At 62.6% G+C, this 23,795-nt stretch carries 14 protein-coding genes, 1 tRNA gene and 2 rRNA genes; 10 read left to right on the top strand and 7 right to left on the bottom strand.

Annotation, left to right across the window (positions count from 1 at the left end; all coding sequences use genetic code 11):
- Positions 1–55 precede the first annotated feature (55 nt).
- Together JYG34_RS12635 and JYG34_RS12630 are read right to left on the bottom strand one after the other, a co-directional pair.
- Positions 56–2,311, bottom strand: a complete 2,256-nt coding sequence (locus JYG34_RS12635) for an ATP-dependent DNA helicase (protein ID WP_213660981.1) — start codon at positions 2,309–2,311, stop codon at positions 56–58.
- Positions 2,308–3,960, bottom strand: a complete 1,653-nt coding sequence (locus JYG34_RS12630; protein WP_213660980.1) for a VRR-NUC domain-containing protein — start codon at positions 3,958–3,960, stop codon at positions 2,308–2,310. The genes JYG34_RS12635 and JYG34_RS12630 overlap by 4 nt, the downstream gene beginning before the upstream one ends.
- A 442-nt stretch (positions 3,961–4,402) precedes the next feature.
- On the opposite strand from JYG34_RS12630, the gene JYG34_RS12625 reads away from it, so the two are divergent.
- From JYG34_RS12625 to JYG34_RS12585, 9 genes are all read left to right on the top strand, one after another.
- Positions 4,403–6,277 carry a 3-dehydroquinate synthase gene (locus JYG34_RS12625; protein WP_213660979.1) on the top strand — a complete coding sequence of 625 codons (1,875 nt, stop codon included), beginning with the start codon at positions 4,403–4,405 and terminating at the stop codon, positions 6,275–6,277.
- Positions 6,274–7,164, top strand: coding sequence for a UbiA family prenyltransferase (locus JYG34_RS12620; RefSeq protein WP_213660978.1), 891 nt, complete (start codon positions 6,274–6,276; stop codon positions 7,162–7,164). Before JYG34_RS12625 ends, JYG34_RS12620 begins: the two co-directional genes overlap by 4 nt.
- Positions 7,161–7,901 carry an EboA domain-containing protein gene (locus JYG34_RS12615; protein WP_213660977.1) on the top strand — a complete coding sequence of 247 codons (741 nt, stop codon included), beginning with the start codon at positions 7,161–7,163 and terminating at the stop codon, positions 7,899–7,901. The genes JYG34_RS12620 and JYG34_RS12615 overlap by 4 nt, the downstream gene beginning before the upstream one ends.
- A 59-nt stretch (positions 7,902–7,960) precedes the next feature.
- Positions 7,961–8,845 (top strand): TatD family hydrolase, encoded by an 885-nt coding sequence (locus JYG34_RS12610; protein ID WP_213660976.1) that lies wholly within the window; start codon positions 7,961–7,963, stop codon positions 8,843–8,845.
- Positions 8,842–10,074, top strand: coding sequence for a metabolite traffic protein EboE (gene eboE / locus JYG34_RS12605; protein WP_213660975.1), 1,233 nt, complete (start codon positions 8,842–8,844; stop codon positions 10,072–10,074). The genes JYG34_RS12610 and eboE overlap by 4 nt, the downstream gene beginning before the upstream one ends.
- Positions 10,061–11,497, top strand: coding sequence for an alkaline phosphatase family protein (locus JYG34_RS12600; RefSeq protein WP_213660974.1), 1,437 nt, complete (start codon positions 10,061–10,063; stop codon positions 11,495–11,497). The genes eboE and JYG34_RS12600 overlap by 14 nt, the downstream gene beginning before the upstream one ends.
- Complete coding sequence (locus JYG34_RS12595; RefSeq protein WP_213660973.1) at positions 11,476–12,630, top strand: hypothetical protein; 1,155 nt, start codon at positions 11,476–11,478, stop codon at positions 12,628–12,630. The genes JYG34_RS12600 and JYG34_RS12595 overlap by 22 nt, the downstream gene beginning before the upstream one ends.
- A gap of 10 nt (positions 12,631–12,640) precedes the next feature.
- The gene (locus JYG34_RS12590) at positions 12,641–15,037 is read left to right on the top strand and encodes a hypothetical protein (protein WP_213660972.1); all 2,397 of its coding nucleotides are present in this window, start codon (positions 12,641–12,643) and stop codon (positions 15,035–15,037) included.
- An 89-nt stretch (positions 15,038–15,126) separates the two neighbouring features.
- Positions 15,127–16,182, top strand: a complete 1,056-nt coding sequence (locus JYG34_RS12585) for a hypothetical protein (protein ID WP_213660971.1) — start codon at positions 15,127–15,129, stop codon at positions 16,180–16,182.
- Positions 16,183–16,216: 34 nt separating this feature from the next.
- Here JYG34_RS12585 and JYG34_RS12580 read toward each other — a convergent pair whose 3' ends face one another.
- Complete coding sequence (locus JYG34_RS12580; protein ID WP_213660970.1) at positions 16,217–17,578, bottom strand: hypothetical protein; 1,362 nt, start codon at positions 17,576–17,578, stop codon at positions 16,217–16,219.
- 308 nt (positions 17,579–17,886) lie between these two features.
- A complete protein-coding gene (locus JYG34_RS12575; protein ID WP_213660969.1) occupies positions 17,887–18,909 on the bottom strand; it encodes a zinc-dependent alcohol dehydrogenase family protein in 1,023 nt (340 codons plus the stop codon).
- Positions 18,910–19,115: 206 nt separating this feature from the next.
- On the opposite strand from JYG34_RS12575, the gene JYG34_RS12570 reads away from it, so the two are divergent.
- Entirely contained in the window at positions 19,116–20,030 is a 915-nt protein-coding gene (locus JYG34_RS12570; protein ID WP_248919984.1) for a LysR family transcriptional regulator, read from the top strand.
- Positions 20,031–20,234: 204 nt separating this feature from the next.
- On the opposite strand, the gene rrf is transcribed toward JYG34_RS12570, so the two are convergent.
- From rrf to JYG34_RS12555, 3 genes are all read right to left on the bottom strand, one after another.
- Positions 20,235–20,350, bottom strand: a 5S ribosomal RNA gene (gene rrf / locus JYG34_RS12565).
- 137 nt (positions 20,351–20,487) lie between these two features.
- Positions 20,488–23,380 (bottom strand): 23S ribosomal RNA (locus tag JYG34_RS12560).
- A 243-nt stretch (positions 23,381–23,623) separates the two neighbouring features.
- Positions 23,624–23,699 (bottom strand) — tRNA-Ala (locus tag JYG34_RS12555).
- Positions 23,700–23,795: the final 96 nt, after the last annotated feature.

The raw sequence follows: 23,795 nt of genomic DNA, 5'->3' as shown, positions 1-23,795 counted from the left end.
GTTGGGTTGGAACGCGCAGTGTACTGGGAGTTTCATCGCCAGGCGATGGGGGCGATCACCTGCACTGCCACCAGTCGGGAAACATCTGCCGTACCCGCGGTTCGGCGAAGCGTTCGTCGATCAACAACAGCACGCCACGGTCCTGGTCGCCGCGGATCACCCGACCGGCGGCCTGGATCACCTTGCGCACCCCCGGGTAGAGGTAGGCGTAGTCGAAACCCGCGCCGAACTGCCGGCCCAGGCGCTGCTTGAACTGTTCGTTGACCGGGTTGACCTGGGGCAGCCCCAGGGTGGCGACGAACGCGCCGATCAGGCGCGTACCCGGCAGGTCCACGCCTTCGCCGAACGCGCCACCCAGCACAGCGAAACCCACGCCCTGACCGTCCGGCACGAAGCGTGCGAGAAACGCCTCGCGGCCCGCCTCATCCATGCCCGGGGCCTGTCGCCACTGGGTCAGGGACGGATAGCGCTCGGCCAGCAATTGTGCCACCTGCTCCAGATACTCGAAGCTGCTGAAGAACGCCAGGTAATTGCCGGGCTGGCGCTGAAACTGCCCGGCAATCAGCTCGACGATCGGCGCCAGCGACGCCTGGCGCTGCTGGAAGCGCGTGGACACTTCACTGACGATGCGCACCTCCAACTGCTCGGCGCGAAACGGTGCGGCGACCTCCAGCCAGGCCGTGTTGGCGGGCATGCCCAGCAAGTCCGTATAGAAGCGGCGGGGATTGAGCGTGGCGGAAAACAGCGTGACGCTGCGCGCCGCGCTCATGCGTGGCCCCAGCAGCCGCGCCGGCACCACGTTGCGCAGGCACAGCGTGGCCAGGCGACGCCCGCGCGCGCCGTTGCGCTGACTGATATCGAACAGGAAGTGCTCATCGAACAGCTCGGCGACACGACTGAACTGCAATGCCTGGAAGAAGAACTCCAGCACCTTGGGCTCGACCTCGGCCGGCGCTTCGTTCATGCGTTCCTGGATCAACCCGATGCAACGTTGCAGTGCCTGTACGAAGGTTTCCGGCAACTGCTCGGACGCCTGGTATGGCGCGAGCTGCTGCTTGTACAGCGCGTTCCACTGGCGGTTGAGCCGCTCCAGGGCGCTGCCCAGCCCTGCAGGTTTGCTCTGGCGCAGGGCCTGCAACTGGCCCTGGTCAAGGCTGGCGCTGTACATCTGCCGCCCGCGCTCGACCAGGTTGTGTGCCTCGTCCACCAACACCGCGATGCGCCATTGATTGGTCTGGGCCAACCCGAACAGCATGGCGTGGGCATCGAAGTAATAGTTGTAGTCGGCCACCACCAGGTCGACCCAGCGCGCCATCTCCTGGCCCAGGTAATAGGGGCAGACCTGATGCGTCAGCGCCACTTCGCGCAGGCTGTCGCGGTCGAGCACGGGCACTTGCGCGGCAGCCTCGCGGGCGGCCGGCAGGCGATCATAGAACCCCTGGGCCAGCGGGCAGGATTCACCATGGCAGGCGCTGTCGGGGTGTTCGCAGGCCTTGTCGCGCGCGATCAGCTCCAGGGTGCGCAGGGCCGGTTGCGGCGAAGCCTGGGTGATTTGCCGCAGAGCGTCCAGGGCCAGGGCACGACCGGGGGTCTTGGCGGTGAGGAAGAACAGTTTGTCCAGTTGCTGCGGCACCACGGCCTTGAGCAACGGAAACAACGTCCCGAGGGTCTTGCCGATGCCAGTGCTGGCCTGAGCCATCAGGCAGCGGCCAGTGCTCACCGCCTTGTACAGGGTCTCAGCCAGCTGGCGCTGCCCTTGGCGGAATTCGGGGTACGGAAAACTCAGCGAGTTCAAGCCACTGTCGCGCTCGCCCTGGCGCTGCTCCTGTTGCCTGGCCCAGGCGAGAAAACGCAGGCACTGCATCTCAAAGAAACGCCGCAGATCGTCGGCCGTATGGCGCTCGCTGATCACCGTCTGGCCTTCGCTGTCCACATCCAGGTAGACCAACGCGACGTCGATGTCCGGCAACTGCCGCGCCTGACAGACCAGCCAGGCGTAGACCTTGGCCTGCGCCCAGTGCAACTGGCGGTGGTTGGCCGGTTGCCGGGCCAGGTCGCCGCGGTGGGTCTTGATCTCCTCCAGGCGATTGCGCGCTGGGTCATAGCCATCGGCGCGGCCGCGCACACGCAACCCCAGGTACTCGCCTTCGAGGGCCACTTCCGCCTCATAGTCCGCGCCGCGCCTTGCCACTACCCGGCGATGGCCGGCAATGCCCTCCTGCGCCGTGGGCGAAGGGGTGAAGCGCAGGTCCAGGTCACCGACCTTGGCGCTGAACTCGCACAAGGCGCGCACGGCGACGGTGTAACTCATGCCTGCTCGGCCTTCCAGCGCACGTGGCACACCACCACTGGCAAGCCATGTGCCTGGCAGAAGTCGAGCCAGCGCAGCTGGTTGTCCTGCAGGCGGTCACCCGGCCCCTTGACCTCGACCATGCGGTAACGCCCTTGCGCGGGCCAGAACTGGATCAGGTCGGGCATGCCGGCGCGGTTGTTGCGGATATCCTGCAACAACCGCACGAAGCAGGCCTTCAGGTGCTGAGCCGGCAGGCAGGCCAAGGCGTCTTCTAGCAGGCCCTCGTCGAGCATCTGCCAGAACACGAACGGCGACTGCAGCCCTTGCTTGGCCGTGAAGCAGTCGCGAATCGCCTCAGGGTAGCTGCCATCATCAAGCCGGCCCAGGCAACGCTCGAACAGTGACGCCCGCCGCGCCTGGAAGTCGCTGTCGTGCAGGTCCTGCGGCCCGGCCTGGAAAGGGTGGAAGAACGCACCTGGCACCGGGGCGAAGATCGCCTCCCAGCAGAGTAGCCCGAACAGACTGTTGAACAGGGTGTTCTCGACGTAATGCGCAACGCTCCCCGCTTGCTCCAGGTGCAGGCGCACCGCTTCCTCCACCCCGTGCATCGCCAGCTCGGCCGGCAATTCCAGCTCGATCAGCTCGACATTGCCCGTGCGCCGGCGCCCCTGCGGCGGCCCACCCAGCTTGCGGGCCAGGCGCGGCACCATACGCTCGAGCGCCTGCCGCTCCAAGGCATTGGCCGGCGCCTCGGCCATCCGCATGGCCAGCGCATGGGCCTGCGGCCACTGCTCGCTGCGTTCGAACACCCGCACCTGGCGAATACGCGCCTCGGGGTGTTCGCATGCCTGGTAGATGCGCAGGGCCAGGTCCCAGTCGGCCAGGCGCTCGCTGTGCTGGCCCAGGCTGAACAACAACCGTGCGCGGCGCCGGGCAAGCCAGGGGTTGGCGCTGGCCAGCCCGTCCAGGGTGGCCAGCAGCCCAGCGGGCGGCTCGCCCTGCTCCAGCCGTTCTGAACACTGGTGCAGGGCCATGGCCAGGTCGACATCCGCACGCTGGCGCAAGGCCCGCGAGTCGTCACTGAAGCTGACGTGCTCATAACGGAACACACCCAGGTCAGCCAGCACGAAGTCCGACCAGTCCTGATAGAGGTTGCCAAAGAACAACAGGCGCAGCCGATCGCACAGGGGCTGTAGCCGCCAATGCAGAATGCGTGCAGGGAACGTCGGGAACCACTCGCACAGCGGTCTTGGCTCGAGCGCGAGCGCTTGCAACTGGGCCAGCAGATCGGCCTTGCCCGCCCGGGGCCGGGCAAGCTGGCCAGCGAAGCACTGCACCACCTCCTCCTTGCGCAGCAGTGTCCACAACTGCTCGACCGTCAGAGGTGTGTCATCGGCCACCCAGCCCAATGCCAGCAAGGGAACCACGGCCGCGTCGCTATCACCGATCTCGGCGTACTCGAGCTTGTCGCTGCGAAACAGCTCGCCCTTGCGCATCACCATGCGCACCAGCAGGGCCTGGGTCGGCATGGGCAGGCCGGAGAAGGCCTGGATGAAATGACGCTCATCGTTGTCGAGCAAGTCGGCGTAACGCTGCTCGACCCAGCTCAACACCTGGCGAAAGTTGTGCAGGTAGTAAAAGGGGTCGTCGACGGAATGGGCGATCATGAGAGGGGCGAACGTTGAGGGCGGATACTGGTTATACATACAGATCCACCCCAGGGGCAAGTGCCGGGGATCAAGTCGGCGGTCATCAAAGAACAAATATGCTTTTACAGAAATTGAAATGCACGCGGTGGCCCGCAAACCTGCACGCCGCTGATCCGAGGCGTTCACCCCGGTACGCAAGCAAACTTCCGATAAGCGGCGCTTGAGAGGTGAAGGGAATGCGCAGGAGACAGTGCTTCGGGCGCCGCCGACAGCTGAAGCAAAAAATCGTTCAACCCCGTCTTGCAAAAGCCCGCCGAGCGTCTAATTTTTTTAAAACCGTCGAGTTGGCCATCATAACAATATCACGCAGTCTGGAGCGTTTTATTCCGTCCAAGCATTAACACGCTGCCCTGAAAACTGAAACGGAAATCAGTCATAACAATATCAAGAGGGATGCTTGATGAAGCGCAGCCTGTGGCATCGTGTGCTCCGCAACAATGCGCCTGCCGAATATTTCTGGGTATCACTTGTTTGCTTCAGCGCACTGGTGATCGCCAGCTTTCTGTTGTTCGAACAACAAATCCAGGACTTCCTCGCCCACCTTGAGCTGTACCTGCCCGATAGCCCCGCCCGCAAAGCCAACCTGGCCCTGCTGCTGATCGCCTTGCTGGCACTGGACGTAGTGCTGCCGGTGCCGTCGAGCGTGGTAGCGCTGCTCGCCGTGGCCGTCCTGGGCAGCGTCGGTGGCTACCTGGTGATCTTCGTGGGCCTGTGCCTCGGCGCCTGGCTGGGTTATGCCCTGGGCGCCGGCTACTTCCGCGTGCTGTCCGGCCGCCTCGGCCTGCACCAGCGCAAACCCGGGCAACTGGTGCAAAAGCTCGGTACCCTGTCGTTGATCTGCCTGCGCGGTGTGCCAGTACTGGCGGAGACCTCGGTGGTCGCCGCCGGCATGCAGCGCTATCCACTGCGCGCCTTCGTCCTGGTCACGACCCTGGCCAATATGGGCCTGGCCCTGGCCTACTGCGCCATCGGCAGCTTCCTCGTCGAGGAGAACGCGCTGCTGGTCACGCTCCTCGCCAGCATGGTCCTGCCGGGGCTGTTCATCGCCGGCTACAGCCTGTTCAGGAAGCTGCGCAAACCCGCCACGCCAGAGGTCCTGCACGGCCGCTTCGAGGTCAGCTACGACTACCCGGTGCGCTTTACCGATCATCTGTTCGACCTGGGCAACCCCTGCCTGCACCAGCAGCTCACCGCCGGGCAGCACGGCCGGGTGACGGTGCTGATCTTCGCCGACCAGCAATTGTTGCAGTGCAATCCGCATCTGCCCGTACAGATCGAGGCCTGGTTCGCCAGCCATGCCCGCGACCTGCACCTGCAGGCCGCGCCGATCGCCGTCGCTGCCGGTGAGCTGAGCAAGACCGCGCAAGTGCTCCAGCAGTTGTATGCCGACATGCTCAAGCACGGCCTCGACCGGCACTGCTACGTGCTGGCCATGGGCGGCGGCGCCCTGCTGGATTCGGTGGGTTACGCCTGCGCCACCTTCCATCGCGGCATCCGCCTGATCCGCCTGCCGAGCACGGTGCTGGCGCAGAACGACGCCGGCATCGGCGTGAAGAACGGCATCAATGCCTTCGGCCAGAAAAACCTGCTGGGCGCCTTCTACCCCGCCACCGCCGTGATCAACGATTTCCAATTGCTGACCAGCCTCAGCCGCCGCGACCAGATCGCCGGCCTGGCCGAGGCGGTGAAAGTGGCGCTGATCAAGGACGAGGCATTCTTCCAATGGATGGAGGCGCAGGCCGCCGCCCTCGCCCGTTTCGATCACCCGGCCAGCCGCCATGCCATTTTCCGCTGCGCCCAACTGCACCTGGGGCATATCACCGGTGCCGGCGATCCGTTCGAGCGCGGCAACGGCCGGCCGCTGGACTATGGCCATTGGGCCGCGCACAAACTGGAAAACCTCAGCCAGCACCGCCTGCGCCATGGCGAGGCGGTCGCTGTGGGCATGGCCCTCGACGCTTTGTATGCCAATGCCCTGGGGCTGTTGAGCGATTCCGACAGCGAGCGGGTGGTGAGCCTCCTGCAACAGCTCGGGTTCAATCTGTGCCCGACGGAACTGACCTTCAAAGACGAGCTGGGACGCTTCCAGGTCATGCTTGGGCTGGAGGAGTTCCGTCAGCATCTGGGCGGCCGGCTGTCGATCCCCATGCTCAGCCGCATCGGTGCCTCGATCGACCTGCATGAAATCGATGACTGCCTGATGCAGCAGGCCCTGCTGCGCCTCTCCAGCCTCGACGCGGCCCCCTTCGGCCTGAGCGAGGGTTGCGCGCAATGAGCCAGCCCCAGGCGAGCCTCAAGACCTGGATGACCCTGGGCCGGGTCTCCAACCTGCCAACGGTATGGACCAACGCCCTCGCCGCCGCCCTCCTGGCCAGCAGCACCGGCGCCCTGGCGCCACCTTCGGGGCTGGTGTGGGCACTGCTGCTGGTGACGCTGTCGCTCCTTTACCTGGCTGGCATGCTACTGAACGACCTGCTGGACGCCGATTGGGACCAGCGACACAACAACCCCCGCCCGATTACCCTGGGCCTGGTCAGTTGCCGGCAAGTAAAGCTCGCGACACTTCTCCTGCTGGCCCTGGCGGGTGCCTCGGCACTGGGCCTGAGCCAGTTGACCGAGCAGCCACAGTGGTTGCTGGGCAGCATCACCCTGCTGGTCGGCTGCATCCTCGGCTACAACCTGTTGCATAAAAAGTACGTGCACAGCGTCTGGCTGATGGGTGCCTGCCGCTCGGCGCTGTACCTCACCGCAGCGGCCAGCCTGACGGTGCCGCCGGAACCCATCTGGCTCTGCGCGATCCTGCTGGGCGTGTACATCAGCGGGCTGACCTACCTGGCCAGCCAGGAGCACCGCAACCAGTTGCTCAGCCGCCTGCCCCTGCTGCTGATGCTCAGCCCCCTGGCCCTGGCGATCTACGCCGAGACCTTGTGGTTCTGGCCGGTGCTGCTGCTCTGGCTGGGCTGGCTCGGTCGCCACTACTGGCTGCACCTGGCCAATCCGCAGCGCTTGAAGGTCCGCGCCTTCATCGGTGCCGGCCTGGCCGCCCTGCCCTTGTTCGATGCCCTGGTGATGGCCGTGGCCAACCAGCCCCTGGGCAGCCTGTTCTGCGTGCTGATGTTTTTCCTGCTTCCCCACTTTCAACGCTGGATCAAACCGACATGAACATGGACGTCACCGTGCCCCAGCCACGGCTGGCCGAACACAGCCGGGCCCTGGATCAACTGCTCGACGAAACCGAAAAACGCTGGTGGCAGCAGGCCCAGGAACGCCTGCGGCAATCGCCGGACGCCAATACCGCCGCCCTGTTCAGCAGCCAATGCAAGCGCCACCTGCGTGACCAGGCGGTGCCCGGCGCCGATGGCTGGAGCACCATCGAGCTGGCCCGCGCCTTGCTGCTGACCTGTGTCGTCGGCCTGCAGCACGAAGAGGCCCGCCCGGCGCTGCTGGAGCAACTGTTCCAATGGGGTGACGACCAGGAAAAAGTCGCCCTGCTCAAGGCCCTCGATGACCTCGACAGCGAGGGGCGCTGCCTCGAGCTGGCGCTGTTCGCCGGCCGCACCAGCAACCCACGGGTCTTCGCCGCCCTGGCACTGGACACGCCCTATGCGTCCCGTCACTACCCGGAGCGGGCCTTCCATCAACTGGTGCTAAAGGCGCTGGGCATGGGCCTCGATGCCGCACGGGTGAGCGGCCTGGCGCAGCGCCAGGGCGCGCCCCTCAACCAGCTGGCCCTCGACCTGATGGACGAACAGCTCGCTGCCGGGCGCCCGGTATCGCCCAGCCTGCCCCGGTTGATCGCCTTCGGCCTGCTCAGCCCGCCGCAGCGCAAGCGCCTGGCGGGCCTGTACCAGCAGCAACGCTTGCCGACGGAGTGGCACGAGCACCTCTTCGGCAGCTGACCGATCCACCGCCGGCCCCCGCACAACCGACATCTCCTTGCCCTTGATGAGGATTCACCATGCCCACGTATTTCGACCCGCACATCCATATGGTCAGCCGTACCACCGACGACTACCAGAACATGGCGGCCGCCGGCATCACCGGGGTGATCGAACCCGCGTTCTGGCAGGGCCAGGCGCGGACCAGCGTCGGCAGCTTCGTCGACTACTTCGACACCTTGCTGGGCTGGGAGCGCTTCCGCGCCAGCATGTTCGGCATCCACCACTTCTGCACTATTGGTATCAACCCCAAGGAAGCCAACAACCTGCGGCTGGCCCAGGAAGTGCTGGACATCCTGCCGCGCTACCTGGTCAAGGATGGCGTGGTGGCGGTCGGCGAAATCGGCTACGACGACATCACCCCGGAGGAAGACCGTTTCCTGGCCATGCAGATGGAGCTGGCCAGGCAGTTCAACCTGCCGGTGCTGGTGCACACCCCGCACCGCGACAAGATCGGCGGCACCAAGCGCACCCTGGCGGTGATCCGCGAAGTCGGCATCCCCGAGCACCTGGTGGTGATCGACCACCTCAACGAGCTGACCCTGCCCCTGGTGCTGGAGACCGGCTGCTGGCGCGGCCATTCGGTCTATCCCAACACCAAGATGTCGGAGCAGCGCATGGTCGCCCTGCTGCAGCAGTACGGCACGGAGAAAATGATCGTCAACAGCGCCGCCGACTGGGGTGTCAGCGATCCGCTGAAAGTGCCGAAGACTGGCCAGGCGATGCGCGAAGCCGGCTTCAGCGAAACCCAGGTCGAGCAGGTGCTGTTCCATAACCCGGTCGACTTCTTCGCCCAGAGCGGCCAGCTGGACAAGGCCCTGGTCAGCACGCCATTGCCGATCGACCAGCGCAAGACCTGGCAGGATAACTCTGCCCTGCGCGGCCAGGACCCGGTGATCAAATGAGCACCGGGATGTGGACGCCCACCCAGGTCGGTTACTGCGGCAATGTGCACCCGACCCGCGACCTGGCCGGGCTGCGTGCGTCGATCGAGCGCCACTTCCAGGGCGTGCGCCACCTGCGCGGGCTGCACGAACAGGACAGCGGCCTGTGGATCTGCGCCCGCGCCGCCGGCGCGTTGCAGGATGCTTCGGCACGCGGCCACTTCCTCGACCTGTTGCAGGACACCGGGCTGCGCCTTACCTCGTTGAACGGTTTTCCCTATGGCGAGTTCCATGAGGGCGCGGTGAAGGCCGAGGTCTACCTGCCCGACTGGTCCATGCCCGAGCGCCTGACCTACAGCCTGAACCTCGCGCGAATCCTGGCGCAGGCCTTGCCGGCGGACTGCCGGCAAGGGGTGATTTCCACCGTGCCCCTGGGCTACGCCGCCAGCTGGAGCCCGGCCTTGCAGCAGCGCGCCGAACAGCAGTTGCGCCAGCTCACCGCCGAGTTGGCCAGGCTGCATCGCGAGAGCGGCAGGAAGGTGGTGTTCTGTCTGGAGATGGAGCCGGACTGCGTACTGGAAAACACCGACCAGGCCATCGCCTTCTTCGCCCATTGGCAAGGCAGCGATCCGCACCATGAATACCTGGCCCTGTGCTTCGACGTCTGCCACCAGGCCGTGATGTTCGAGGACTGCTATCGCTCGCTGGACCGCCTGCGCCTGGCCGGGGTGCCGATCGGCAAGATCCAGCTGTCCAACGCCATGATCTGCCGCCTGCCGGCCGATGATCTGCAGCGTTTCGCGCAAGTCCTCGATGTGCTCGGCGAGTTTTCCGAAGCCACCTACCTGCATCAGGTCAAGGCGCGGGACAATCAGGGTCGCCTGATGGCCTGGGCCGACCTGCCTGCCGCACTGGCCGACTGCGCCCGTGATCCCGGACGCTATGGCGAGTTGCGGATTCACTTCCACGTCCCGTTGTTCAGCGAGCATTTACTGCTGCCCGAACTCAGCGGCAGCCAGGCCGCACTGGGGCAATCCTTCGACTACCTGGCCGCCCACGACGACCTGCGCCCGGTGCTGGAAGTGGAAACCTACAGCTGGAGTGTCCTGCCGGCACAACTGCGGCCGAGCAACGAGCAGGCCCTACTGCGCGGCATCGCCGCAGAGTTGCACTGGGTCGAGGCACAGCTGCGCCAGCGTCGCCTGCTGCACGCAACAATATGCGAGGGGCATGCCGATGCCTGCCCGTAAACCCCTGCTGCTGATCAACGTGGTCGGCCTGACGCCCTCGTTGCTAGGCCCGAACACGCCGCATATCAACGAACTGCTGAAGACCGCGCAGATGGCCAGCCTGCAGCCGTCGTTTCCGGCGGTGACCTCCACGGTGCAAGCCTCGATCCTGACCGGAGCACCGCCGTCGCAGCACGGTATCGTCGGCAATGGCTGGTACTTTCGCGATCAGGCCGAGGTGCGCTTCTGGCTGCAACCCAACGCGCTGATCCAGGGCGAGAAGGTCTGGGACACGCTCAAGCGCGAACTGCCCGGGTTCCGTTGCAGCCAATTGTTCTGGTGGTACAACATGTACGCCAACGTCGATGCCTCGATCACCCCGCGCCCGCACTATCCGGCCGACGGGCGCAAGCTCTTCGGGCTGTATTCGTCGCCGCCAGGCCTGCACGAACGGATCGAAGCGCAGATCGGCGAGTTCCCCTTCCCCGGCTTCTGGGGGCCGGCGGCGGGCATCGCCTCGAGCCGCTGGATCGTCGATTGCGCCCTGCTCGAATTCCAGCTCAATCGCCCCGACCTGCAACTGGTCTACCTGCCCCACCTCGACTACAGCCTGCAGAAGGTCGGCCCCGAGCATCCGTCGATCGCCGATGAGGTACGGGCCATCGACCATGAAGTCGGGCGCCTGCTGAGCTTCGCCCGGGACCAGGGCGCGGCGGTGATGTTGCTGTCGGAGTACGGCATCGAGGCGGTCGGGCAATCGGTGTCCATCAACCGCGTACTGCGCGAGCAAGGCTTGTTGCAGGTGCGCCAGTCGCTGACCTGGGAATTACTCGACCCCGGTGCCAGCGCGGCCTTCGCGGTGGCCGATCACCAGATCGCCCATGTCTACGTCAGGCGCGAGGAGGATGTTCCGCGTATCAAGGCCCTGCTGCAGCGCCAGCCCGGCATCGAGCAGGTGCTGGACCGGGCCGAGCAGCGCACCTGGCAACTGGACCATCCTCGCAGCGGCGAGCTGGTGGCGCTGGCCGCTCCGGGATTCTGGTTCGATTACTACTACTGGTTCGACGAGCGCAAGGCGCCGGACTTCGCCCGCACCGTGGACATCCACCGCAAGCCCGGCTACGACCCGGTGGAACTGTTCGTCGACCCGGCCATCCGCCTCCCCAGATTGAAGGTGGCGCGCCGTCTGCTGCAGAAAAAACTCGGCATGCGCTACTACATGGACCTGATCCCGCTGGACAGCGGCCTGGTCCGTGGCAGTCACGGCCGCCCGCCCGCCAGCGAGCAGGCAGGCCCGTTGCTGATCACCGATTGCGACGTACCGCTGCCGCGGCGCATTGCGGCAACGGCGGTCAAGCACCTGCTGCTTCTGCATTTCCTGGAGCAGAACCAACATGACCTGGCCAATGCCAAGGAGCACACATGCGGCGAGCCATCTCGATAACCGTTCTCAGCACACTGGCCGGACTGGCCCAGGCTGACAACACCAACACCTTCAGTTGCAGCAACTTCCTGACCTTCAACGGCAATCAGGCCCAGGCCCGGGACCTGCTCGCCACGAGCAAGGAAACCCTGAGCTGGAACTGGTTCAACTGCCTGAACCAGCTGGCACCGAACGGTCTGGACCGGGTCTGGGAAACCATGAAACCGTCGGACCAGGTGTACCTGGCCGACGGCTCCAAACCCACGCCCTACGGCACGCCCTTCCCCCCTCCGGCGGACGTGACGGATAAGGCCGCCAAGATTCCAGGGATGAACCTCAAGCGCGCCTTCCACAACCTCAACGCCACCCAGCAGGTCGATGGCCTGGCCCTGGAAATGGGCGGGGCGGTACCGGCATCGCAGCAAGGCAAGCCCGTGCGCTTCCAGTTGCTGATGGGCGAGTCCACCTTCGACTACATCGTCGACCAGGGCGTCTACAACATGAATGGCCAGGACGCCCTCACCAGCAGCCTGGACTTCCCGGCCACGTCCTGGGAAGTGAAGGCCGGCTGGTTGTGGATCGGCAGCGACGCCGCCTACCAGGCGCAACTGGAGAAGGACGGCTACTACATCGCCCAGGCCTACTACCAGAACAAGGACGGCAAATACGAGGTCGGCTACGCCGCGCTCACTGCCCTGCACGTGATCAACAAGCTGGTCACCGGCTGGGTCTGGACCACCTTCGAGAACGTCAACAATCACCTGTACACCGTAACCAACGCCACACCGTCCCAGCCAATGACCAACAGCACCGGGCCGACACCGGCGGCGGTACCGGTCAACACGCAGTTCCAGGCCTGGTACGGAGATCTGTCGCGCTACGCGCTGATCGGCACGCAACTGCAGACCAGCCCCACACTGCTGGCCAACTCCCAGCTGGAGTCGGCCTTCCAGACCCAGTCCTCGTGCTTTGCCTGCCACGGCACGGCGGCCTATTCGAAGAACGACGGCTACTTCAACTTCGCCCAGGATGGCGAGGCCGGCCAGGGTGGCATCGTCTACCCGACCGAGCCGGTGCCCGCGTCCGAGTTCGAGGGCTACAACAAACTCGATTATGTCTGGTCGCTGAAGCGCGCCCAGTGGCAGCGTCCTTGAGGAGCACGACATGAGCGTACTGAACTTCCCCCGCATCTACCTGAAAGGCCACATGTTCTGGAACCCGCCAACGGGCAACAACAACGATATGTTCCCCCTGTACGACGCGGTGAACATGGAGATGAACTGGCGCTTCCTCCAGCACTACAACATCAACAGGGACAATGCCCGCGACCTGCTGCTGAACTGGATGATCACGCCCCGGGCGCTCCACGAAGCGCCGGACTACGTCACCCAGGCGCCGCCCAACGCGCCGTCCCCGCGCAATCCCTACCCTGTCATGATGCCCGCCGAGTGGGATCTGTTCGGCGACAACGGCTGCGGCACCGTCACCTACAAAGAGACCACCTCCACCATCATCGGCGGCGAGCTGCCCACCGGTGGCTATGTCAAAAGCGACCCGCTGATCACCCTGCCCTACAACCTGTACGGCAATCCGTTCGGCAGCAGCAACCCTAGCCCGGCGCGCTTCGTCGACGTCAGCCCCTGGCAGAACACCTTCACCGCCCTGTACTTCGACAAGCTGGTCCTGGGCAACGACACCTGCGGCCTGACCGCCAAGCGGCAATTCCGCATGCTCGATCGCTTCCTCAACTTCAACTGGGGTGCCTTCGGCGGGCTGAACTATGTCACCACCACCTGGCAGACGTGCTTCCCGAAAGAAAACCTGAGCTGGGTTGTCGGTGATTCGGCGCTGCTGCAGAACCTCCAGGCGCAACTCGACAAGCCGGGTGTGCAGGGCCTGATGTTCCGCTTCTGCACCTACCTGACTTTCTACGACAAGAACGGCGTGTTCAACGACCAGCCGCCCATCAGTGCCAAATCCCAGGACCCGGTGGACATGGCCAGGGTCCAGGCGCTGTACCAGAAAGGCCTGAGCAATCCCGCAGGCATCTTCTTCAACCCGGCCTACAGCTGCACCTCCGGTGTCCTAGGCCTGTGGCTCGATGGCGAGTACCCGACCGCGCCGGCCGGCGTGCGCCTGGTACCTGACCTTGCAGTGGCCGTGCCCCCGCAGTACAACTTCAAGTCTCCGCCCGAGGTACAGCTGGGTGTCGTCTCGGCGCAGGTTCACGACAGCATGCTGTCGCTGGACCTGATGAATACCTTCCCGTTCAAACCCGCCACACCGCAAGCAGGTCAAAATCCCGATATCCCGACGGCAGAAAAACTCGACCTCGGCAGTTTCGACGTGGGCATCGACCAGGGCGGTACGTTCGTCCCGGTGACCAGCTTCACCTACGCGGACTACCAACAGAGCATGTTCGAGCAGCGCTCCGGCATCCTCGACCTGCTGCTCACCGAGAGCCAGCAGGCGCAGTTGACCAGCGGCGCACCGCTGGCGCTGCAACAGCAGGCGACCGGGACCCCGACCTCGAAGCAGGCGACCTGGACCGCCGAAGTGATCCAGAGCGGCAGTTTCATCGACGTGGGCGAAACCAGGACCCTGCAGATCATGGTGCAGAAGAACGGCGTGCCCGCGAAGAACACCAACCTGCTGGTGGCGGAATACAACAACCCCTATCTGCTGGGCACCTCCAGCTACTACCTGGGTTTCAGCAACAATCCCAACTTCACGCTGTTCAAGGACTTCCCGGCCGATCGCACGCAGAACACCGAAGTCTGGCCGCAGTTCGTCGGTACCCCCGAGGTCGATGCCGTGGCAACCGAGGGCGCGGGACGCAAGCTGGTGGGCTTGCGCAGCGAGGTGGCGACCGATGGCGGGACGGAGGTGCCGTACCAGCAGTACAAGACCACCCCCGCCGGCATATCGCTAGGCGCCTGCCTGGTCTTCGAGGGCGCCAAAACGCAGACCCGATACCTGCAGGAGCCGGCGAACGAACAGGTGACCTACAACTACCTGCAGATCACCACCGACGACAACGGCATCGCCAGCGTGACGGTCACCGGCAAGTTTCCCGGCTTCCCGACCTTGCGCTTTTTCCCCAACGAGGACGGCAAGGCGGATATCGTCTTCAGCTTCAACTACCTGGGCGCCTATGTGGACTTCCTCGCGCCGCTAAGGGTGCTGCCGGAGGAGCCCACGCTGAAGCAGGCGTTCGTCGACCAATGGAACAAGGTCTATCTGAAGGCCGACTCGGGGCAACTGATCTGGGACAGCTTCATCTACCCGAGGATCTTCGAGCCCTACTACTACCTGTACCCGATCATGGGCAAGTTCATGCCGCTCAATGACCTGTCGCGCATCGAAGGCGCGGTGGACCAGCTCATCCGCCTGATCAGCAAGCCGTACCAGGAAGAAAGCACCGTGGCCATGCCGATCACCCGGGACATGCCGCAAAGCCGTCGATCGGTGCTCGAGCTCTGGGCGCAGAAACTGGTGCAACTGAAGTATCCACCGAGGCAGCTGACCATGGATGACTACAACCATCTGAAGATCAACTGAGGCAGCAGCGCCGGGTGGCAGGGATGTCACCCGGCGCTTTTCATCATTCAATGAACAAGGCTCAAGAACCCGTGCGACAGGAAGGATCCATGCCAACAACACTGCATATCCCGCACCACCCCCGCGAAACCCTGCGCCCCACCTCGATCATCGCCAAAGGCCTGCTCAACCCCCGCGGCGTCCATGTCGAGGACGACGGCAGCCTGCTGCTGATCGAAGCCGGCAGCGGCCTGCCCGGCGACCCGTTCACCGGGCGGATCAGCCGCTTGCCCGTCGACCCGAGCAACCCAGGCGCATATCTGCCCCGCGAAACCCTCGCCCAGGGCTTCCGTGCCATGAACATGCAGGCGCGCATGCTGCGCGACGAGATCATGGGCCTGTCGGACATCGCCTTTGGCGACGGGCGCTGCCTGGTCAGCCAGACCGATTACGTCGCAGGCTCGAAACTCCTCGACCTGCAATACAGCCCGCCGGAACCTGTGTGTCATAGCCAGGGCAACCTCAATGCCCTGTGCTATCACCCCGGCCGGCGCAGCTGGCTGGCGGTCAAGCCGGATACCAACGAACTGGTGGAGTTGCGCCCCGGCGCGCAAGAACAGGTGCTGGTGCACCTGCCGCACCTGGAGCAGAACCAGGAAGCCGTGCCTGTCACCCTGGTATATGAGCCGGCAACCGGGGCGGTGCTGGTCAGCCTGTTCTCCGGCGAGCTGCATGCCGACCCAGCGCGCAAGGGCGTGGACTTCGCCGACAAGGCCGGCCAGGTGATCCGGGCCTGGCCGGACAGCGGGCGCCTCGAGGTGCTGATCGACGGCCTGCAACTGCCCACCGGCGTTGCCCTGGATCCGCAGGGCAACGTGCTGGTCCTGGAGCTCTGCGCCAGCCTGCAGCAACCCCTGCGCGCCGACTGGAACGGCGAGGCGCTGCATGGCGGCTTCACCCGCTTCAGCGGACGCTTGCTGCATTGCGACCTGCACAGCGGCGTGGTGAGCATCCTGGCCCGGGAGCTGGATACACCGTCGAACCTGTGCCTGGTGGAGGGTGCGGTGGTGGTCAGCGAAGGCATGGGCCTGTCGGGCCGTGCGCTGCCTACCCCCGAGGGCCGAGTGGTGCCGCTGGAAGGTCGGTTGCGCCGGGTACAGCTTTGACCCCCGACAACGGTGCCATGGATACCCCACCGACTTACATTACCCGCAACCACCTGTCGCGCCTGCCCAGCATCAGCAGCAGGCGTTGCATCGTCGCCCCCGGCCGGCCTGCATAGAGCGACCGCAGTTGCGTCAACTCAAGGCCGCTGGTGTCGATCAGCCACTGCCTGACCGGCTCCGGGCAAGGTCGGCCCTGCAACGCTTGGTGCAGGTAAGGCAAGGCGACGCGCATACCTGGATGGCAACGTTGCACGAACGCCTCCAGGTTGCGGCCCCTGGCCTCGAAGGGGGAAAACAGCTGGCAGACCAGTTGGTCCTCGCCCACGCCATAGGCGTCGAACAGGCGCGCCTGGGCCTCTTCGCGCAATGCCTGACCCTGAGGCCAAGCCGCCTGCGCAGGCTCAAGGCGTCGGAAGAAGGCCTGGGCACCCTCGCGATAACCACCCGCCTCGACATACTGCGCTTGCAGGCCATGCAGATGTGCCAGTGGCAGGGGATCGAACAGACCTGCCGGGCCCTGGGCCGTGCACCGCAAGGCGTCCTGGCGTCCCAGCATCTGATCGAGGGGGCCACTGTCATCCAGATGCTGCAGCACATCCTCGACCGTCACCACGCGCAGGCCCTGCCCGCCCCCGTCCTGTGTGCGGGGTGTCGGTGCCTCGAAGGGGTCGGCCAGCAGCAGGCCCAGCTGCGTCAACCCTCTGGCGAGGGCATCGATGTCTTTGCCTGGCGCGCTGTATCCCGCTTCGACCAACTGGCGCAGGCAATGCCTGCTCCACGTCAGCAGGCGGCGGCGTTGGCTTGCAGGCACGACAGTAACCAATGCATCGACATCACCGGGCACCGCCAGCGCCTTGCCCAGGCCTGCCGCCAGCTCCAGATAGGCCCTCGCGCCCAGCACCGCTTCCGGCTGCCCACCCGTCAAGTGGCCAAAAAGCAACCAGGCCTTGCCGCTGGCGGCACGTTGTTCGGACGAACAGCTCGGGCGGGCACCGAATCGTCCTATCTGGCCGCCGTCGGTGCGTAACAGTTCGACCCGCGGGTCATCGTGCAGGAACAGCGCACTGAAACAGCGCTCGTGACTGGCCAGGGTGGCATCGTCGAGGGTCGGATGCCTGGCCACCAACACTCTCAGACGGAAGGTGTCGACATAGCGCAGGGAAATGCTCAGTTGCGCGGCGCGCAGGCAGGCCAGCAAACGGGCGCTGCGCCGGTCAGCCCCGTGCAATACCATCAGTTGGAATCGGCCGACGTGCTCCTGGCCACCGGCCACCACCAGCAAGCGCTGGATCAACAGTTGCACCGACGCGCGCTGGGCTTGGTTCATATGCTCGAACAGGCGTTGCAGAACCTGCTGGTAGACATAGTGCATGGCTTGGTCGTGGGTATTACTCATGCGTTCGCTCCACTTGCCTGAACGATTCAGGCTGAAGCGTAAATTCTGGCAGATGAATATAGCGTTGCGCTTGAAGGAAACTTCCTAAACGGAAGTAAGACGTTTAGGTAATTATTGATTAACCTCAAACTATCGGAGAGGACCAACATACGCCTCTGAATTCAGCCTAAGTTTGTAGGATGCATCCGATAAGTTCCCCTTAACTTAAACACCTTACAGACGCGTTAAAAAGAATGGGGCTGCAAAGCAGCCCCATCAAATTGGCACATCTGGCGTATCTGGAGTGCCTGACCGAAGTTCGGTACCTGTCAGGACGCCTTCATATCCAACACCACCCGCCCGCCACAAGGGCATTCATCCATATAGCGATGAGCCTCGACCACTTGCTCGAACGGATACACCTTGATGATCTGCGGCGTCAGTAAATGATCGGCGGTGAACTGGTTGATATCGCGCAAGGCCCGTTGCAAGGCAACCTGGTCCTGATCTATGCCCAACTCCGGCTTGCCGGTGAAGTTGCCGATACAGTGCACGTGGAACTGAATGTTCTTCTTGAACGCCGCGCAGGCCGGGAATGGTGTCTGGTTGCCGCCCTGCAGGCCATACAGCACCAGGCTGCCACGGGGTGCCAGCACATCGCCAAGCAGCGACATCTGCGGCCCTCCCAGGCCGTCGAGGACCATGTCCACGCCGCGGCCATCGGTGTACTTGCCGATCTGCATCAGCAGGTCCTGCTCTTCGGTGACGATCACCTTGTCCGCGCCCAGGCCCAACAGGTACTCGCGCTGCTCCGGCTCCTTGGTGGCGGCGAACACTTTCAGCCCGAGCGCCTTGCCCAGTTGCACGAAGGCTGGCCCCGCGCAGTGGCTGGCATCGGTGACCAGCGCCGTCTGCCCGGCCTTGGCCCGGGCAAGATCGACGAAGGCGAAATAGGCGATCAGCAGCGGCGTGTAGTGCACGCTGGCCTCGATGGGGGTCAACACATCGGGGTAACGGGTGATGGCCATGCGCGGCAGCACGATGACGTCGCCGTATACCGGGTGGTCGTTGGCGCTGGTGGCCGGGAAGCTGGCGACCCGGTCGCCCACCGCAATATCATCCACCCCGGCGCCGACAGCCGTGACCACACCGGCCATCTCATGGCCAATGCCCGCCGGCAGGTGCGCCTGGGACGGCGCCAGGTTCTGCCGCCAGAGCACGTCGTACCAGCTCACGCCAATGGCCTCGACACGGACCTGCACCTCGCCGACGGCCGGAGTCGGTTCGGCCTGCTCCTCGCAGCGGAGCACATCGGCCGGACCGAACTTGTGGAAACGGATCATGCGGGACATCGCATACCTCGCCTATGTGAATCTCGTATTACCACGGACTTTATCCGGGCTTTCACGGTTGGGCCATCAGTGGCTGTTAATAGTCGACATGCCTGTCATTGATTGGGCCCCTGACAAATCTGTGCATTGGCACCCGGAAATCGGTGCAGGGTACCAGCCTTTGGCCTTAAGATTCACCCCTGCCCCACTAAAGCGAGCCGCATCGAATGAATCGTAACGACTTGCGTCGCGTAGACCTCAACCTGCTGATCGTGTTCGAAACGCTCATGCATGAACGCAGCGTGACCCGCGCAGCCGAAAAACTGTTCCTCGGCCAGCCGGCGATCAGCGCCGCGCTGTCGCGCCTGCGCAGCCTGTTCGACGACCCATTGTTCGTGCGCACCGGCCGCAGCATGGAGCCCTCTGCCCGTGCCCACGAGATCTTCGCCCTGCTGTCGCCGGCGCTGGACTCGATCTCCACCGCCGTCAGCCGCGCCGCCGAGTTCGACCCGGCCACCAGCAACGCGGTGTTCCGCATTGGCTTGTCCGACGACGCCGAATTCGCCCTGCTGCCGCAACTGCTCAAGCGCATCCGCGCCGAAGCCCCCGGCATCGTGCTGGTAGTACGCCGGGTCAACTACCTGCTGATGCCCACCCTGCTCGCCTCAGGCGAGATCTCGGTGGGCGTGAGCTACACCAGTGAACTGCCGGCCAACGCCAAGCGCAAGGTGCTGCGCCGCAGCATGCCCAAACTGCTGCGCGCCGACAGCATGCCCGGCAGCATCACCCTCGACGACTTCTGCGCCCGCCCCCACGCGCTGGTGTCGTTCGCCGGCGACCTGTCGGGGTTCATCGACGAAGCGCTGGACGAGATCGGCCGCAAGCGTCATGTGGTGCTGGCGGTGCCGCAGTTCAACGGGCTGGGAAGCTTGCTGGCGGGGACCGATATCGTCGCCACGGTGCCGGACTACACGGCCGATGCGTTGACGGCGGCGGGCGGGTTGCGGGCGGAAGACCTGCCGTTGGAGGTGCGGACGTTCGAATTGCACATGGCCTGGCGCGGGGCCCAGGACAATGATCCGGCGGAGAAATGGTTGAGGTCGCGGATACAGATGTTCTTTGGTGACCCTGACAGCCTCTAACGTTGGCACGAGGCTAAATGCTTCTGTAGGAACCGGCTTGCCGGCGCCTACGGGTACGCGTGTTTCAGAGGCGCAAAGACAAAACCCCTACCTGCACATGCTTCTGTAGGAGCCGGCTTGCCGGCGCCTACGGGTACGCGTGTTTCAGAGGCGCAAAGACAAAACCCCTACCTGCACACGCAGATAGGGGTTTTGCGAAATGAATCTTGACGATGACCTACTCTCACATGGGGAAACCCCACACTACCATCGGCGATGCATCGTTTCACTGCTGAGTTCGGGATGGGATCAGGTGGTTCCAATGCTCTATGGTCGTCAAGAAATTCTGTTGCCAGAAGATCCAGATGGATACTCCAGCGAATTCGGATATGTGATCTTTGTGGTTCGTTGCGAACTTTCGGTTCGTGTCATCTTCACCACCACAATCTGCTTCGTGTGCAGATTGCTTGGGTGTTATATGGTCAAGCCTCACGGGCAATTAGTATTGGTTAGCTCAACGCCTCACAGCGCTTACACACCCAACCTATCAACGTCGTAGTCTTCGACGGCCCTTCAGGGGATTCAAGATCCCAGTGAGATCTCATCTTGAGGCAAGTTTCCCGCTTAGATGCTTTCAGCGGTTATCTCTTCCGAACATAGCTACCCGGCAATGCCACTGGCGTGACAACCGGAACACCAGAGGTTCGTCCACTCCGGTCCTCTCGTACTAGGAGCAGCCCCTCTCAAATCTCAAACGTCCACGGCAGATAGGGACCGAACTGTCTCACGACGTTCTAAACCCAGCTCGCGTACCACTTTAAATGGCGAACAGCCATACCCTTGGGACCGGCTTCAGCCCCAGGATGTGATGAGCCGACATCGAGGTGCCAAACACCGCCGTCGATATGAACTCTTGGGCGGTATCAGCCTGTTATCCCCGGAGTACCTTTTATCCGTTGAGCGATGGCCCTTCCATACAGAACCACCGGATCACTAAGACCTACTTTCGTACCTGCTCGACGTGTTTGTCTCGCAGTCAAGCGCGCTTTTGCCTTTATACTCTACGACCGATTTCCGACCGGTCTGAGCGCACCTTCGTACTCCTCCGTTACTCTTTGGGAGGAGACCGCCCCAGTCAAACTACCCACCATACACTGTCCTCGATCCGGATAACGGACCTGAGTTAGAACCTCAAGGTTGCCAGGGTGGTATTTCAAGGATGGCTCCATGAGAACTGGCGTCCCCACTTCAAAGCCTCCCACCTATCCTACACAAGCAAGCTCAAAGTCCAGTGCAAAGCTATAGTAAAGGTTCACGGGGTCTTTCCGTCTAGCCGCGGATACACTGCATCTTCACAGCGATTTCAATTTCACTGAGTCTCGGGTGGAGACAGCGCCGCCATCGTTACGCCATTCGTGCAGGTCGGAACTTACCCGACAAGGAATTTCGCTACCTTAGGACCGTTATAGTTACGGCCGCCGTTTACCGGGGCTTCGATCAAGAGCTTCGCTTGCGCTAACCCCATCAATTAACCTTCCGGCACCGGGCAGGCGTCACACCCTATACGTCCACTTTCGTGTTTGCAGAGTGCTGTGTTTTTAATAAACAGTCGCAGCGGCCTGGTATCTTCGACCGGCGTGGGCTTACGCAGCAAGTGCTTCACCCTCACCGGCGCACCTTCTCCCGAAGTTACGGTGCCATTTTGCCTAGTTCCTTCACCCGAGTTCTCTCAAGCGCCTTGGTATTCTCTACCTAACCACCTGTGTCGGTTTGGGGTACGGTTCCCAGTTATCTGAAGCTTAGGAGCTTTTCTTGGAAGCATGGCATCAACCACTTCGCGCTCTAATGAGCACTCGTCATCAGCTCTCGGCCTTGAGATCCCGGATTTGCCTAAGATCTCAGCCTACCACCTTAAACTTGGACAACCAACGCCAAGCTGGCCTAGCCTTCTCCGTCCCTCCATCGCAATAACTGGAAGTACAGGAATATTAACCTGTTTTCCATCGACTACGCTTTTCAGCCTCGCCTTAGGGACCGACTAACCCTGCGTCGATTAACGTTGCGCAGGAAACCTTGGTCTTTCGGCGTGCGAGTTTTTCACTCGCATTGTCGTTACTCATGTCAGCATTCGCACTTCTGATACCTCCAGCAAGCTTCTCAACTCACCTTCACAGGCTTACAGAACGCTCCTCTACCGCATCACCAAAGGTGATACCCGTAGCTTCGGTGCATGGTTTGAGCCCCGTTACATCTTCCGCGCAGGCCGACTCGACTAGTGAGCTATTACGCTTTCTTTAAAGGGTGGCTGCTTCTAAGCCAACCTCCTAGCTGTCTAAGCCTTCCCACATCGTTTCCCACTTAACCATGACTTTGGGACCTTAGCTGACGGTCTGGGTTGTTTCCCTTTTCACGACGGACGTTAGCACCCGCCGTGTGTCTCCCATGCTCGGCACTTGTAGGTATTCGGAGTTTGCATCGGTTTGGTAAGTCGGGATGACCCCCTAGCCGAAACAGTGCTCTACCCCCTACAGTGATACATGAGGCGCTACCTAAATAGCTTTCGAGGAGAACCAGCTATCTCCGAGCTTGATTAGCCTTTCACTCCGATCCACAGGTCATCCGCTAACTTTTCAACGGTAGTCGGTTCGGTCCTCCAGTCAGTGTTACCTAACCTTCAACCTGCCCATGGATAGATCGCCCGGTTTCGGGTCTATACCCAGCGACTAAAGCGCCCTATTAAGACTCGCTTTCGCTACGCCTCCCCTATTCGGTTAAGCTCGCCACTGAATATAAGTCGCTGACCCATTATACAAAAGGTACGCAGTCACCTAACAAAGTAGGCTCCCACTGCTTGTACGCATACGGTTTCAGGTTCTATTTCACTCCCCTCTCCGGGGTTCTTTTCGCCTTTCCCTCACGGTACTGGTTCACTATCGGTCAGTCAGTAGTATTTAGCCTTGGAGGATGGTCCCCCCATGTTCAGACAAAGTTTCTCGTGCTCCGTCCTACTCGATTTCACTGGCAAGAGATTTTCGTGTACGGGGCTATCACCCACTATGGCCGCACTTTCCAGAGCGTTCCACTAATCTCAAACCAGCTTAAGGGCTGGTCCCCGTTCGCTCGCCACTACTAAGGGAATCTCGGTTGATTTCTTTTCCTCAGGGTACTTAGATGTTTCAGTTCCCCTGGTTCGCCTCTTGCACCTATGTATTCAGTACAAGATACTCAGCTTATGCTGAGTGGGTTCCCCCATTCAGAGATCTCTGGATCACAGTCTGTTTGCCGACTCCCCAAAGCTTATCGCAGGCTACCACGTCTTTCATCGCCTCTGACTGCCAAGGCATCCACCGTATGCGCTTCTTCACTTGACCATATAACCCCAAGCAATCTGGTTATACTGTGAAGACGACATTCGCCGAAAATTCGCACGTCGCTCTTTCGAGCAGAACTCACAAATTTTACCTTAGCCTGAATAACCAGCAGTGAAACTGGCATTCAGTCTATTTCTATCACATATCCGAATTTTTAAAGAACGATCTGACAAAAGCCAGAAATCAACATTCATCAACGAATGCTCATTTCTAAGTTCTGATCAAGTGACACAACTGCGAAAGTGGTGGAGCCAAGCGGGATCGAACCGCTGACCTCCTGCGTGCAAGGCAGGCGCTCTCCCAGCTGAGCTATGGCCCCGCATATTGGTAGGTCTGGGCAGATTTGAACTGCAGAAGAGCCGTCCTCACCGCTCTTTATCCAGGAGCAAGGGGCGCGCTCAACAACCTAACAAAA

Origin of the sequence: Pseudomonas entomophila, assembly GCF_018417595.1 — a bacterium.
In the GTDB taxonomy this organism is placed as follows: Bacteria; Pseudomonadota; Gammaproteobacteria; order Pseudomonadales; family Pseudomonadaceae; genus Aquipseudomonas; species Aquipseudomonas entomophila_C.
The sequence above is the reverse complement of the archived record's forward strand: the minus strand, read 5'-3'. Positions and strand labels throughout refer to the sequence as shown.